The 14,139-nt window shown below is 48.8% G+C and carries 10 protein-coding genes; 7 read left to right on the forward strand and 3 right to left on the reverse strand.

The window, feature by feature from the left end; all coding sequences use genetic code 11:
* Positions 1–175 precede the first annotated feature (175 nt).
* Positions 176–1,489, forward strand: coding sequence for a PQQ-binding-like beta-propeller repeat protein (locus JNJ77_07700; protein MBL8822453.1), 1,314 nt, complete (start codon positions 176–178; stop codon positions 1,487–1,489).
* Positions 1,490–1,540: 51 nt separating this feature from the next.
* Positions 1,541–4,201 carry a c-type cytochrome gene (locus JNJ77_07705; GenBank protein ID MBL8822454.1) on the forward strand — a complete coding sequence of 887 codons (2,661 nt, stop codon included), beginning with the start codon at positions 1,541–1,543 and terminating at the stop codon, positions 4,199–4,201.
* 75 nt (positions 4,202–4,276) lie between these two features.
* Here JNJ77_07705 and JNJ77_07710 read toward each other — a convergent pair whose 3' ends face one another.
* The gene (locus JNJ77_07710) at positions 4,277–5,578 is read right to left on the reverse strand and encodes a UDP-glucose/GDP-mannose dehydrogenase family protein (GenBank protein ID MBL8822455.1); all 1,302 of its coding nucleotides are present in this window, start codon (positions 5,576–5,578) and stop codon (positions 4,277–4,279) included.
* A 110-nt stretch (positions 5,579–5,688) separates the two neighbouring features.
* Between JNJ77_07710 and JNJ77_07715 the strand changes: the two genes are divergently transcribed.
* The 5 genes from JNJ77_07715 to JNJ77_07735 all read left to right on the forward strand — a co-directional run bounded on the left by JNJ77_07715 (position 5,689) and on the right by JNJ77_07735 (position 11,603).
* On the forward strand, positions 5,689–6,384 hold the full coding sequence (locus tag JNJ77_07715; GenBank protein ID MBL8822456.1) for a hypothetical protein: 696 nt from the start codon (positions 5,689–5,691) through the stop codon (positions 6,382–6,384).
* A 75-nt stretch (positions 6,385–6,459) separates the two neighbouring features.
* Positions 6,460–7,719: an AMP-binding protein gene (locus JNJ77_07720; GenBank protein MBL8822457.1), complete on the forward strand. Its 1,260-nt coding sequence runs from the start codon at positions 6,460–6,462 to the stop codon at positions 7,717–7,719.
* A 113-nt stretch (positions 7,720–7,832) separates the two neighbouring features.
* Positions 7,833–8,942, forward strand: a complete 1,110-nt coding sequence (locus tag JNJ77_07725) for a hypothetical protein (protein MBL8822458.1) — start codon at positions 7,833–7,835, stop codon at positions 8,940–8,942.
* Positions 8,943–8,977: 35 nt separating this feature from the next.
* Positions 8,978–10,411 (forward strand): aldehyde dehydrogenase, encoded by a 1,434-nt coding sequence (locus JNJ77_07730; GenBank protein ID MBL8822459.1) that lies wholly within the window; start codon positions 8,978–8,980, stop codon positions 10,409–10,411.
* Positions 10,412–10,451: 40 nt separating this feature from the next.
* Positions 10,452–11,603, forward strand: coding sequence for an iron-containing alcohol dehydrogenase (locus JNJ77_07735; protein ID MBL8822460.1), 1,152 nt, complete (start codon positions 10,452–10,454; stop codon positions 11,601–11,603).
* Here the strand turns inward: JNJ77_07735 and dcuC are convergent, their stop codons facing one another.
* Both dcuC and JNJ77_07745 read right to left on the reverse strand, forming a co-directional pair.
* A complete protein-coding gene (gene dcuC / locus JNJ77_07740; protein MBL8822461.1) occupies positions 11,604–12,926 on the reverse strand; it encodes a C4-dicarboxylate transporter DcuC in 1,323 nt (440 codons plus the stop codon).
* Complete coding sequence (locus JNJ77_07745; GenBank protein MBL8822462.1) at positions 12,923–14,137, reverse strand: inositol-3-phosphate synthase; 1,215 nt, start codon at positions 14,135–14,137, stop codon at positions 12,923–12,925. Before JNJ77_07745 ends, dcuC begins: the two co-directional genes overlap by 4 nt.
* Positions 14,138–14,139: the final 2 nt, after the last annotated feature.

Below are 14,139 nucleotides of genomic sequence, written 5' to 3' on the forward strand. Positions count from 1 at the left end.
TCACGGTTGTCACATTGGCGGCCACGATGAAGATTTACTCCGCGTCGCTGTAAATGAGATCAAAATAGCGGCTCCATGCAATCTATACATGGTTTTTCCATAATCCATTCGTAGTCATTGAAAGGTTCATGTAAGATAAGACTGTCAACGTTCCATTTTACTTGAGAACCATTTCATGCTGTCATTCATCTTGGCTTGTCTGACTATTTGCGCTACTCCAGGAGACGACTGGGTTGGATTCCATGGCGTCACCCACGCGGGATCGCGCGATGATGTCAAACTACCCGACCAATGGTCTACCACGCAGAATGTCGCCTGGAAAATTGATATCCCCGGACTGGCCTGGTCATCTCCGGTAACCTGGAAAGGTAAAATCTTCCTTACGACTGTAGTACGCGATGGCGAGCAGGAAAAGCCTGCAGATGCCAAGAAGGGACTTTACTTCGGCGGGGAAAAGTCGAAAGCGCCTGATGCCAATTACACCTGGAAGGTCTATTGCATCGACGAAGAGACGGGAAAGATCATCTGGGAAAAGATCAGCCATCAGGGCAAGGCAGATCGTGGCAAACACATCAAGAATACTTACGCTTCAGAAACACCCGTAGTCGATAAAGATCGACTTTATGTCTGCTTTGGCAATATCGGCATCTTTACCTACGATCATGCGGGCAACCTGCTCTGGAAGCACGCCATTCCCAGTATGCCCACTGCCATGAGTTGGGGACCTGCAGCTTCACCTGCTGTACACGATGAACGTCTTTACTTCGTTTACGACAACGACAAGGAATCTTACATTCTCTGTCTTGATGCACGTACCGGCAGCCAGCATTGGAAACATACCCGCGAAGAGAAAAGCAACTGGGCAACTCCTTATGTCTGGGTCAATGACCAACGAACCGAAATCATTACTGCGGGTTCCAAGAAAATTCGATCTTACGACACAGAAGGCAATATCCTCTGGGAACTTGGTGGCATGTCGTCTATTACCGTTCCCACACCTAGCGCTCATGATGGATTGCTCTACGTCAGTTCCGGCTACGTTATGGATCAGAAGAAGCCGGTGTTCGCCATCAAACCTGGAGCCAAGGGCGATCTGACCACCAAGCCGGAAGATGCACTGAATCCATCTATCGTCTGGGTACAACGCAAAGCCGGCCCCTACATGCCTACTCCACTAATCTACCGTGGTTTGATGTACATACTTTACGATATGGGTGCGTTCGCCTGTTACGATGCCAGAACTGGTGCGTTAGTCTACGATAAGCAACGTTTTAAGGGAAAAACCAGTGGCTTCACGTCCAGTCCCTGGGCCTACAACGGCAGAGTATTCTGCCTGAGTGAAGATGGCGATTGCTTCGTGATTGAAGCTGGCAAAGAGTTCAAGCAACTCCACAAGAACAGCTTGGATGAATTATGCATGGCTACCCCGGCCATTACCAACCGTAGCCTGATCATCCGCACCGCCAGTAAACTGTATTGCATCAGGTAACGAAGGCATCCTTTTATGCTGTGGCAAATCCTGGCAACATGTGCACTGTGCATGGCTTGCCGCATGGTGCATGCGCAAGCAACTGGCAGCCTGCAGGGATTTTCGTTGCCGAAAGGTTACGTGATCCAACAGGTTGCAGGTGCTGACCTCGCCAACGATATCTATTGTTTGACATTCAGCCCCACAGGCGAATTAGTAGTCAGTGGACGTGGATATATCAGGAAATTGTTTGATAAGAGCAACGACGGCATATTCGATCAATACGAAACCGTAACAGACTATCCCCGCGATGGCGCTATGGGCTTATTGATCAAGAATGATCACCTCTACTACGTTGGCGACAATGGAATCCATCGAATACGCTGGCCTGTAAAGTCGAAAGAACAGCCTACGGAACAACTTGCAAGACTCAAAACGGGTGGTGAACATGACGCTCATGCCATAACCTGCGGATCGGATGGATATTTTTATGTTTTATGTGGAAATACCACTACCTTGCAGCGAATTCCAAAACTATCCCCAGAATCACCGATCAAGAAACCTGTGGGCGGCTTTGTCTTAAGAATTTCGACCGATTTCACATCTTGTGAAATCATCTGCGATGGACTGCGCAATGCTTACAGCTTCGATTGGAACCAGCAGGGCGAGTTGTTCACTTTCGATTCTGATAATGAACGATGCATGGGCTTGCCCTGGTATGAAGGTTGCCGTTTCTATCGCATTCAGCGAGGTGGGCATTACGGCTGGAGAAATCCACAACCATGGCAGTTCTACCGTTTGCCTCCCTATCATCCCCGTGTTATTGCACCGCTGCTCGACCTGGGACGCGGTTCGCCAACAGGGGTTGTCTGCTATCGGCACACCCATTTCCCAGAGGAAATCCAAAACAGTTTCTTTCTGCTCGATTGGAGCTTTGGCCAGATTCACCTAGTTCGATTGCAACAGCAACACATTCAGTCAACCGTTTTCCTGAAAGTCACATCCGACCTTGGATTTGCACCAACCAGCGCTGCGGTTCACCCCATTACTGGCGAGTTATATGTCAGCTGTGGTGGTCGTGGCACTCAAGGAGCCATCTACCGTATACGCTATACACCTGTTTCTTCGCATGAAAGTGCAGTTGTATTCAAGAACAGTAATTCGAGTCCTTTGCCAGACTCGATAAAGGTTGTTGATTCATCAAAAGAATGGCTCAGCCATTTTAAAAATGGGCAAGCCGACGAAAAAACAAAATATCTGTGCCTATTGCTGGATGTTACCAGAACCAGTCATCAGTTAAAGTCGAATGCAACATTCAAAGAAGCTTACCAAATTGATCCTTCGAATCACTTTTTGAACGAACCAGAGCGAAGCAAGCTGCTGACTCTCGTTCGCCAGTTTTATCCTTCACAGGATCGCTTTCTCAATCGCGAACTAAGCCGAGCTTTGGCTATTCTAGGCGATCATGATTCTGCATCTGTTACAAAATTAACTTCACAAATCACTGCTACCAGTTCTCCTGTCGATGATGTTCATCATCTTTTCGTACTGGCTTGTTGTAGTACCAAAGCAGATCATGCAGTGAGAACTGCAATCGCCCAAGCCATCGTTCAACTTGAGCAGAAATACCTTAATGCCAAACTGCCACGTGAACGTAACTGGTCGATACGTTTGAAGGAAGCTGTGCAGTGCCTGCTCGATTCAGATCCGCAGCTTGGTCATCAACTGGCTGAATATCCTGAATTCAATCGTGTGGATCAATTGATTTACCTCAATGACCCAAGAATATGGTGCGAATCAGTTGCCACGCGGTTCACGAAACTTGCCGCGTCGCAACCTGATTTGCTGTGGAACTCAGAACTGGTACAACTGCTGATATCCTATCCATCCATGCAGACTGTTACGTTGCTTCGAAAGCAATGGAATGCCAGTTCCAACCTGGATATCTTCATTCCAGCATTAGTTAAATATGCAGAGTCTGAAGACCATGTAACCTTGATGAAGGCTATGCAATCAACCTCCGCAGAGAACGTCCAGCAAATCGTGATCAGGTTTAATTCACTGAAAAGTTTGACGCAACCACAAATTGATTCAGAACTTCCATTGTTGCTGGATCGTTTCAAATACTGGCAAAGCTTATCCCCGGCGTTGGCATTGCAAATTCAACTTCGCCTGAAAACGATTGCAAAACTGACATTGCCAGAACCAGACAAACTCCAGACACATGGTGTACTGGAAACACAACTCAAGAAGAATTTCCCGACAGTTTCATTCGACTCTGGATTGGTGCAAGACATTTCTTCCTGGATAAAATCAAGGGGCGAAATACCCTGGTTGGATGGATCGCTTCAGCGAGGCGAAAAACTCTTCCATCAACATTGCCACTCATGTCATGCTGGCACAACTGCCGTTGGGCCAGATTTGCAAGGAGTTGGCAAACGCTTTTCCCGCGACGATCTTCTGCATGCCATCATCAATCCCAATAAGGATGTTTCCCCCAGATACGAGGCCACTTTATTCACCACGCACGACGGCAAGGTTTACACCGGTATCATAATCTACGAAGCCATCGATGGGATAATTCTGCAAACATCAGACAATCGAACCGTACGCATACGAGGCGATGAACTGGCTGATCGACGTACTACCAGCCAGTCACTGATGCCAGCCGGGCTGCTTGATCGGTTGAACAACCAGGAAGTTGCTGACCTCTTTCGCTGGTTGCAGAAATAGCTGCTAAAACGTCTTGCTTTAGTGCCCCCTCACCCCCAACCCCTCTCACGCCAGGGGGAGAGGGGAGAAAATGGGTTAGCGGCGGCCGATGCCGTAATAGGTAAATCCTTGCTGTTTGAGTGCAGCAGGATCGTAGATATTCCTGCCATCAAAAATGACAGGTGTTTTCAGAAGTTCTTTGATCAGCAGAAAATCTGGCGTTCTAAACTCTTGCCATTCAGTCACCAGGACCAGTGCATCTGCACCTTCCAGAGCATCATATCGTCGTTCACAATAGGTGAGTTTGTCACCATACTCTTCACGAACATTGCTGATAGCTTCCGGATCATGTACCCGAAGTTTCACGCCTGCTGCCAGCATTTCGTCGATCAGTGTCAATGAGGGTGATTCCCGTATGTCATCGGTACGCGGCTTGAATGCCAGCCCCCAGACCGCCAGGGTTTTTCCTGCCAGTTTATCCTTAAAGTGATTCTTAATCTTGGTAGGCAGCACTCGTTTCTGCTGATCATTAACCAGATCAACTGCTTCGATCAGTTTCGAAGGAACGTTCTTTTCCCTCGCCATGGCAATCAGAGCATTGACATCTTTCGGGAAACAGCTTCCACCATAACCGGGCCCTGGATGTAAGAACTGAAAGCCGATTCTGACATCATGCCCGATGCCACGTCGCACATCGTTGATGTCTGCCCCCATTTTGTCACACAAGCCGGCCATTTCATTGATGAAGCTGATCTTGGTAGCCAGCATGGCATTGGCGACATACTTGGTCATTTCCGCACTCTCTGGTGGCATGACCAGAAATGGCCTTTCTGTTCGCAAAAATGGTGCATAGAGTTCATGCAATAGTTTTTGCGCCTTTTCACTGCGAACACCCACTACCACTCTGTCAGGCTTCATGAAGTCATCAATAGCCGCGCCTTCTTTAAGAAACTCCGGATTGCTGGCCACTTCGAATGGCGCCTTCGTGCGAGCTGCAATTCGTTCGGTCAGTTTTCGATTGGTACCCACTGGAACTGTACTCTTGATGACCAGCAGCTTGAATGATTGCAACTTATCCGCAATGGCATCGCCCACAGCCCACATGGCACTTAAATCAGCTGAGCCATCATCACCTTGCGGTGTGCCTACGCACAGATAAACGACTTCGACATCCTGAATAGCTTGCTGCAGATCGGTAGTGAAAGTGAGTCGTCCTTCCTTGCGGTTACGCTGAACCATTTCCAGCAAACCTGGTTCATAAATGGGCAACTTGCCGGATTCCAGGATTTCAATCTTCTTGGGATTATTATCTATTCCAATTACCTGGTTACCGCTTTCTGCAAAGCAGGTTCCTGACACCAAGCCTACATAACCAGTTCCAACAACAGCCAAACGCATTGTTTCATCACCTGAATCGTAAAAAATGTCTATGGAGAGAATATACTACTGTTCTCCCGTTTGGCATTTATAAGCTAAAGTTAAATGAAGTTGTATTGCTGAGAATTCCTATGCTCTTCGCCGCCGTCAATTGGTCACAAGCCTTTGTTTATGGTCTGATTTTCGGTGGAATCGGGCTCGTGCTTTCCTGTGTTGTCTATTTTATCAGGGCGATGAATGCCCCTCGTGAGGAAAGCAAGCAGTATGAGAACAGCCAATCACTCTATGTAGGAATTATGGCTCTCGGAATATGCTTTGTCGTTGGGGGACTTTACTTCCGAAGTACCCTCACTTCTACTTCTTCTAACTCTTCAGACTTGTCTTCGTACACCGAATTTGTTTCCACTGAGGGCAGATTCAAAGCCAGCTTCCCAGGAAAGCCTAGAGAAAAATCACAGAGTGTTCTGGGGATGAAAATCAAGATGTTCACTGTTGAGGAATCTGATGGCACCATGGGCGTAGCGTATCTGGATGTACCGGAGAAAAACCTCAAAACTTCCAAACAGATCGAGGAATCACTCACCAATGCACGTAATGGCATGTTGAAAAATGTAAATGCCAAGCTTATCAAGGAAGATCGAATCACGCTTTCCGGTAAATATCCCGGAAGAGAAATTCGAGCCGAGGTTTCATCCAAGAACATCGAAATGTACTCCAGCATTTATCTGGTAAATGGCCGGGCCTACCAGGTATTGATCATGGGCAAAACAAATTGGCTGGAGTCAGACAAGGCAAGAAAGTTTCTGAATTCTTTCGCGTTGCGATAATACCTCCGTTGAGGTTTCCACTGCGCTACCAATTCCTAGACTGTTGCCAGAGAACTGTCTATTGGCAACAAAGGCATGCAGTCCATCCAACAGCTTCGTGACCATCAGTCGAATCGATTTACACAATTGCTTCAACATGGCTTGTCGCCATTCCTTTCGAACTGGTGGAAAGCTCATGGAGTCACTGTCGATTGTTCTATTGCTTTCGAAAAACTTATTGATTTACCCTGCATATCTAAAAGTGAATTGATGACAGATCAACTTGCCCATCCGCCTTATGGCACTAATCTCACCCAGCCTTTTACCAACTACGTACGTCTGCACCAGACTTCAGGTACCACCTCCGGGCAACCATTGCGCTGGCTTGATACAGCCCAATCGTGGGAATGGATCCTTCATTGCTGGCAAACTATCTACGATGTGATTGGCATCACTCGTGCTGACAGATTCTTCTTTCCCTTTTCTTTTGGTCCATTTCTGGGATTCTGGGCAGCGTTTGAAGGAGCTGCACGCCGAGGCTGCCTGGTGTTGCCGGGAGGTGGCGCCAGTACGCTGGCCCGCCTGCGTTTCTTACAATACAATCAGGCAACCATTATCTGCAGCACTCCTACATATGCCCTTCGCATGCTGGAAATTGCACAAGAAGAAAAAATCTCACTGGCTGATTCATCCGTCCGCATGCTGATCCTGGCTGGCGAGCCTGGTGCAAACATCCCAGCGACTCGTCAGCTCATCGAAACAGGCTGGGGTGCCAGAGTGATTGATCACTGGGGAATGACTGAGGTAGGCCCGCTTGGAATCGAATGCCTGGAGAACCCCGGTGGCTTTCATCTTCTCGAAACTGAATGCATTGCTGAAGTGCTCGATGCTGAAACCAATCAGGAAGTACCACCGGGTGAAGAAGGCGAATTAGTCATCACTACACTAGGCAGGCTCGACAGCCCATTGGTACGTTACCGAACAGGTGATCGTGTAAAAGTTGATCCCAAGCCATGCCCATGTGGAAAGCCATGGAAAAGGCTGCAGGGAGGGATATTAGGCAGAACCGACGACATGGTGCTCGTAAAAGGCAACAACTTTTATCCTTCCATGATTGAGGCAGTAATTCGTCAGTTTATCTGCATTGAAGAATTTCAGGTAGTACTGAACAACAGGCATCCCGGTGAATTGAAACTTCGATTGGAACTAAAGCCTGATGCCCAAGCAGATGAAATAATTGAATCAGTTGCACAGCGGTTCCGTGATCTATACCAGTTCCGACCAGCAATCGAAGTAGTCAGCCCTGGCACCCTTCCACGTTCAGAAATGAAATCCAAAAGAGTGATTCGCATATAAGCACGATTTCTTCTGCATCTCATCAGTAACAGCGAGCGAAATTGTATAATGAACTGACCGCTGATGTATTCGAGCAAGACGACAACCTTCCGCTCCGGAGCGCCACGACAACTATGACTCCCCGCCTACCTGAGATAGTAACCACACCGCATGCCGCACGTGAACAGTTGGATGCCCAGGTTCGAAATGTTGTCAAACATCATTTTTCAGAGGAAACTGGAACACCTTTCTGGCTGGAAAAGGCTAAGTCCTATTCTTTTAATCCTCTCAAGGATGTGCAGGGTTGGGACGATATGCATCTGTTCGGCAATTTTGAAGATGAATGGCTGCGAGGCGGCCCACTGCAACGTTGGATTCCTCGTGCCTTGCAGGGCAAACCGATCTACGTTTTTGAAACAGGTGGTACAACGGGAATTCCCAAAAGCCGAATCGGCAGTGATGACTTCCGCATTGATTATGAAATGATGTCGCGGACATTGCCCGATCAGTATTTTCCACGCAACAGCAACTGGCTGATGCTGGGCCCTAGCGGTCCGCGACGGCTCAGGCTTGCCATTGAACATTTGTGCCAGCATCGTGGAGGCATTTGTTTTTGCGTTGATCTCGATCCTCGCTGGGTCATCAAGCTGATCAAGAAAGGAAAAATGGACGAGATGCATGCTTACAAGGAGCATGTGATTGATCAGGCATTAACGATTCTCTCAGCAGGCCATGATATCAAGTGCATGTTTACCACACCGAAACTGCTCGAAGCACTGGCAGCAGCGTTGGAGAATAAAGAAAAAACCATCGCTGAGACCGGCATCACCGGCATCTTCTCCGGCGGCACGGAATTCACTCCCGAGTTCACACGCTTCGCCGTCGAGGAACTGCTCGACTTTGGCAAAGTCTATATGACTCCTACCTATGGCAACACCCTGATGGGTCTTGCCTGCTCCAAGCCTGTCGGGCCTGAAGATGGATACAAAATCAGTTATTATGCACCGCAACCCCGTGCAGTGATCGAAGTGGTTGATTTTGAATCGGAATCGAAAATCGTGAACTACGGCCAGGAAGGGCGAGTCCGTTTGAGCACGCTGACCTACGAGTTCTTCGTGCCACATTTCCTGGAACGTGATGAAGGTGTTCGCGAAGAACCACATGCCAAATATCCCTGGGATGGTGTCAGTGGCGTTAAGCCATTCAGAGGATTTGCATCAACAACGACGGTGGGTGTTTACTAAACCTTTACGACTATTCGCAGACAGTGGGAATGCCCATGCTACATGTACCTGCGCTCCGCTGGGGCGAACCATATAAAAGCCTGGATACTGATAAGCTGGTACGCTATGACACCGGCGAACCAGTCGCTGAGATCAGCAAAGTAACTGGCGGAATGGTTGAACGTGACATGAGGCACTCGCAACGTGCCAGGCAGGTACTGCGCGAAATCCCCAGCCCCCAGTTGTTTGAAATCACCAAGAAAGCTGCCGATCTGTTTTTATCGGGAACGGTTGACATCAACGGACAGCCGCAATCACCTGAAGATTTTGTCCGACTGCAGTCAGCCACCACCGGTTTGCCTTACAGCATGTGTCGGGCCAACATGAAAAAGAATCACTTTGTCATGCAGAACATGGCAACGATTCTGGATGCACTGACTCGCGGACTAGATACCGAAATCTACAGGAAAGGATACGGAATAGAGGGCAGGGGAGTGCCACTTTCCTACCAGGCCATGTCGCCTGTCTTGGGAATGATTCTTCCCAATAACTCACCGGGCGTACATGCATTGTGGCTTCCCGTTATCCCACTGCAAGTAGGCTTGATTATCAAGCCAGGATCAGCTGAACCATGGACGCCGTATCGCATCGCAAACGCTTACTTCATGGCAGGATTGCCCAAGCAGGCCATCAGTATTTACCCAGGCGGGCATGATGTAGGCGGCTCGGTGATGAATGTCTGCCGAAGGAGCTTGATCTTTGGCGGGCAGGCAACGGTAGACCAGTACAAGACTAACCCCGGCGTGCAGGTCCACGGCCCCGGCTGGAGCAAGATTCTCCTTGGTGCAGATATCGCAGAGCATTGGAATGATTACCTGCAAGTAATGATTGACAGTATCTCCTTGAACAGTGGACGTAGCTGCATCAACACTTCTGCAATCTACACACCCAAACATGGCAAAAAGATTGCAGAAGCCATTGCGGAACAGATTGGCCCCTGGAAGCCTCTTGCACCAGAGGATGAGAATGCAAAACTCGCAGCTTTCACTATGCCCAAGCTGGCTGAAGCTGTGAATGCCGAAATTGAGAATGATCTGAAAGTACCCGGCGCCATCGACTTAACTGCGAAATTTGGCCCGCGACTGGTCATGAATGAACGTCATGCCTATCTGAGGCCGACTATTATTTACTGTGAAAGCCACGATCATCCGCTTGCGAAGAAAGAATACTTGTTCCCGTTTGCAGCTATCGTGGAATGTCCACAGGAGAAAATGATCGAGAGCATCGGGCCAACTCTCGTTTGTACTGCTTTGACACGCGACGCAGAATTTCAACGCAAGTTACTGGATGCAGTTCATATTGATCGATTGAATTTCGGCCCAATACCCACGACGCAATTGAACTGGTTACAGCCTCATGAGGGTAATATTGTCGAATTCCTGTTTCGAAGCCGGGCACTGCAATATACGGATTCAGCGTTAACTGTATAATTGGCAGTTCAGGACACTGGTGGAGCATCGGCCGTACGTTATGACACCGAGTTTTCAATTCGATTTTCAGCCTTTAACGCGTGTATTGTGTGGTCCCGGTGTCCTGGCCCGCGTGGGAGATTGCGTCCGTGATCTGGGCGGAAAGCGCATTATGCTGGTCACCGATCCGGGCCTGGAAGAAGCTGGGCATGCTCAGCGAGCCGAGCAGTATCTGCGTCAGGCTGGTCTGCCTGTCATTGTTTTTGATGCCGTAGAAGAAAACCCCACTACCAAGCATGTCAATCAGGGCTTGGCAGTAGCCCAGCGTGAGAAAATAGATTTCATTGTCGCATTGGGTGGCGGCTCAGCCATGGATTGTGCCAAGGGAATTAATTTCCTTTACACCAATGGTGGAGAAATGAAAGATTACTGGGGCGTAGGCAAAGCCACCAAGCCTATGGTTCCTTCCATTGGTATACCTACCACGGCAGGCACCGGCAGCGAAGCACAGTCCTTCGCACTGGTATCCGATCCAGTCACGCATTTCAAAATGGCGTGTGGCGACAAGAAGGCTGCATTCAAGGTAGCTTTGCTTGATCCTGAGCTTACATTGTCACAGCCAACGCGTGTCGCAGCACTCACGGCAATGGACGCTGTTACCCATTCCATTGAATCACATGTCTCCACCAAAAGCACACCTTTATCAAAACTTTTTTCGCGTGAAGCATGGAGATTGCTCCATGGCAATGTCATTACAGCTTTGCAGAATCCAAACGACTTACCTGCACGAGCTGCAGTGCAATGGGGTGCCCATCTGGCCGGGCTTGCCATTGAAAATGCCATGTTGGGAGCTGCCCATGCACTGGCGAATCCACTAACTGCACATTATGGCATGGTACATGGCCAGGCAGTAGGACAATTGTTGCCTCACGTCATTCGGTTTAACAGCTCTGCTGTCCAAGCTGAATATGCAGAACTGCTCAAAGTAGCTTCCGTTGACTCGAGCGATTCAGACTCTGCCACTGCTCTGGCAAACGAAGTCAAGAAGATTGCCCAAGTTGCCGATTTACCTGGCAATCTGCGTTCGCAGGGTGTCAGCGAAGGTATGCTGTCTGTACTGGCTGATGAAGCATCCCAGCAGTGGACCTCAAAGTTTAACCCGCGTAAGGTGGGATACAACGAATTGTTGGAACTGTATCGCAAAGCACTGTAGTTAGCCTTTGAGGGCATGTGCGAGCATTTCCCAACTGATAATAATTATCAGTCCAATAAGGAGTGGAGGGGCAACCCTCTTACAGAGGTCGGCCGGTTTAGACTCTGTCAAGTTGGAACACATGATATTGACTGCTGCAACGAGCGACATGGTGCGGCCAGCCGCAGATCCCAGGCAGCAGAGAACTCCTGCCTGCGTAGGATCAACCTGCTGTTCTATGGCTACATCAGCAAGCATCGGATACAGACCCTGGGTTGCTCCAATCCCTGAACCACTCAAAAACGCCAATCCACAGGGTAGCAATGCTGCCAGGGGTAATAAGAGCACTGGCACCGCATCTGCTGCATGTCCAATCAGATCAGTAATGCCCGACAGTTTAATACCTTCACTGAAGCACTTCGCAATAACAATCAGCGAAATGATGTTGGTATACCCATATCCTGCTCCTTCAAAATAATGCCTGGCGACTCCTGTTGCCTTGCCCGGAACTGCCAGACAGGCCGCCAGGCAACCTATCAGCATGGAAAGCCCAATTAAACGTGGACCATAATGACTAGGCGCTTCTGTTGCATGGACCAGCCATGATGTCGGGAAGGTAAACAGATTAAAGGGCGGACCGAACAGAAACAGCAAGACGATTGGCACAATAGGAACGATAGCGCAAATCCAGGATATCGGTTGTTGATGGTCTAACGTAGGAACCGTATTCAGTTGTGTTTCCTTCCTGTTCATCCACCAGAACACACCAATGGCAATTGCCAGATGAAAGAAAATGACTTGTGCAATTTTCGGCACCATATCAGACGAGTCTATTCCTAATCTTGTGGCGATGGTACCAAGTTCCGGCGCTCCCGGATTCAATAATTCCCCACCCAGGGATGCTCCGAGCAATAATGCAGAGCCGATCACCACACCACGCATGCCCAAAGATCGCAGCAATGGAATTAACACCGTGCCCACTGCCAGTGAAGTGCTCGTCTGGCTAATGATCGTGATATTCACTACGAAGCCAATCAGGATGGTTCCTGGAATCATCAACCATTTCACCTGCATCAGTGGAATCGTGAGTGCACGCACGAGATGCTGATCACATCTAAATGCTTTCAACACATAAGCAAAACCCATGGCAGAACAAATAGGGATGATCGAGGAGGCATCGGCCAATCCCTGAAATAAAGTAATGACAATGATCTCGGATTTGCTGGCCAATGCAGCCAGCGCGAATGCCGCAACCAAGAGCACGAGTCGAACTTCATTACCTCGAAATAATGCAACTAATACCATCGCAAGAATCAGTAATCCAATTCCTGCTGACCAGGTCATGATGCCGCCTTTGACAGGTAATGGTGATACAGCATCTGCAATTGATGAAAGAAATCGTGATCTTCCACACACATCGGCCCTTTGAAAAAGGGAGCTAGGCTAGTCAGTACTCCCGTTTCTCCCCGTTGCTGGGAATACAGCGTCAGTCGTGCTAAATCGAGAACCAGCGGCGCAGCCAGTATGGAATCGCATCCCTGCCAGATGAACTGCATTATCATTTTCACTCCAAGGAATCCCTGAAAGTGAATATGATTCCACGCTGTTTTCCAGTCATCCAGGCTTTCGATGTACTCGATGGACACATGCGTTTGTGGCTTGTATCCGACAACTGAGCTGATGATTTTATCCTTCGTTTTTACCTTGGATTCCTTGTTGCGGGGATCGTTAAGAACCTGTCCATCTCGATTTCCAAAGATGTTGTGCCCAACCCAGGATAATATTTTCAGATTCCTGGCCAGGAACATCGGTGCCATCGCTGATTTCAGCAGCGTTTCACCTGTCTTGCCATCCTGACCAGCCACCAGGCCACGATGATTAACCATCAGTTCCTGGATTGCAGGAAATCCTGCTCCCAGTGATGGCGTGAAATTGATGTAGGGCATGCCTTGCTCGATGGCAGCCCATGCATACAGGCTGCTGGCTGGCAGCAATGATGTGTCCCCCTCTTGCAACGCACTCTGCAACTGTTCCAGACTGTCATGCTTGACGGTCAGTGCAAAAGGAGGCTCGGTGGATGAAACATTAACAACCACTACCTGGCTGAGGCTGTGTTTCGACTTGAACGTTGCAATGTCCTGTCCGATTCGCCTGATGGCATCCAGAATCTTTTCATTTCCGGGGACCTGATCCCAATCTGCCAACTTCTGAATAGTGTCGCCGGAGTTGATCAACGTACCAGGGCGAATATGCTCTGCCATCTCCAATAGTTTGGGGGTACATGCTTCAACCAGCTCGTGACTGAATATTCCAGATCGATTCTGAAACTCATTTACTGTATCAAGGAAACGTCCCTGTCTGATTTCGTGTCCGCCAAGAACCACATTGTCGAGTTTCGCCAAGGGCAATTGATTGAGTGGCGATTGTTCCGTCGTAAGGCCGGTGGTCTCAATCAATTTCAACTGCAAAGATGCGAGTCCTAAGGCAACACACGTGCCCACTCCTCCACATGCGCCAATAAGCCAAATGCCGACACGGGGTGATTTTTCAGACATGC

This window comes from Planctomycetia bacterium, from assembly GCA_016795155.1.
GTDB lineage: Bacteria > Planctomycetota > Planctomycetia > Gemmatales > HRBIN36 > JAEUIE01.

Excerpts from the sequence above, each read along its gene's own strand:
- JNJ77_07700 (MBL8822453.1), top strand. The coding sequence starts at position 176 with ATGCTGTCATTCATCTTGGCTTGTCTGACTATTTGCGCTACTCCAGGA.
- JNJ77_07705 (MBL8822454.1), top strand. The coding sequence starts at position 1,541 with ATGGCTTGCCGCATGGTGCATGCGCAAGCAACTGGCAGCCTGCAGGGA.
- JNJ77_07710 (MBL8822455.1), bottom strand. The coding sequence starts at position 5,578 with ATGCGTTTGGCTGTTGTTGGAACTGGTTATGTAGGCTTGGTGTCAGGA.
- JNJ77_07715 (MBL8822456.1), top strand. The coding sequence starts at position 5,689 with ATGCTCTTCGCCGCCGTCAATTGGTCACAAGCCTTTGTTTATGGTCTG.
- JNJ77_07720 (MBL8822457.1), top strand. The coding sequence starts at position 6,460 with ATGCAGTCCATCCAACAGCTTCGTGACCATCAGTCGAATCGATTTACA.
- JNJ77_07725 (MBL8822458.1), top strand. The coding sequence starts at position 7,833 with ATGACTCCCCGCCTACCTGAGATAGTAACCACACCGCATGCCGCACGT.
- JNJ77_07730 (MBL8822459.1), top strand. The coding sequence starts at position 8,978 with ATGCTACATGTACCTGCGCTCCGCTGGGGCGAACCATATAAAAGCCTG.
- JNJ77_07735 (MBL8822460.1), top strand. The coding sequence starts at position 10,452 with ATGACACCGAGTTTTCAATTCGATTTTCAGCCTTTAACGCGTGTATTG.
- dcuC (MBL8822461.1), bottom strand. The coding sequence starts at position 12,926 with ATGACCTGGTCAGCAGGAATTGGATTACTGATTCTTGCGATGGTATTA.
- JNJ77_07745 (MBL8822462.1), bottom strand. The coding sequence starts at position 14,137 with ATGTCTGAAAAATCACCCCGTGTCGGCATTTGGCTTATTGGCGCATGT.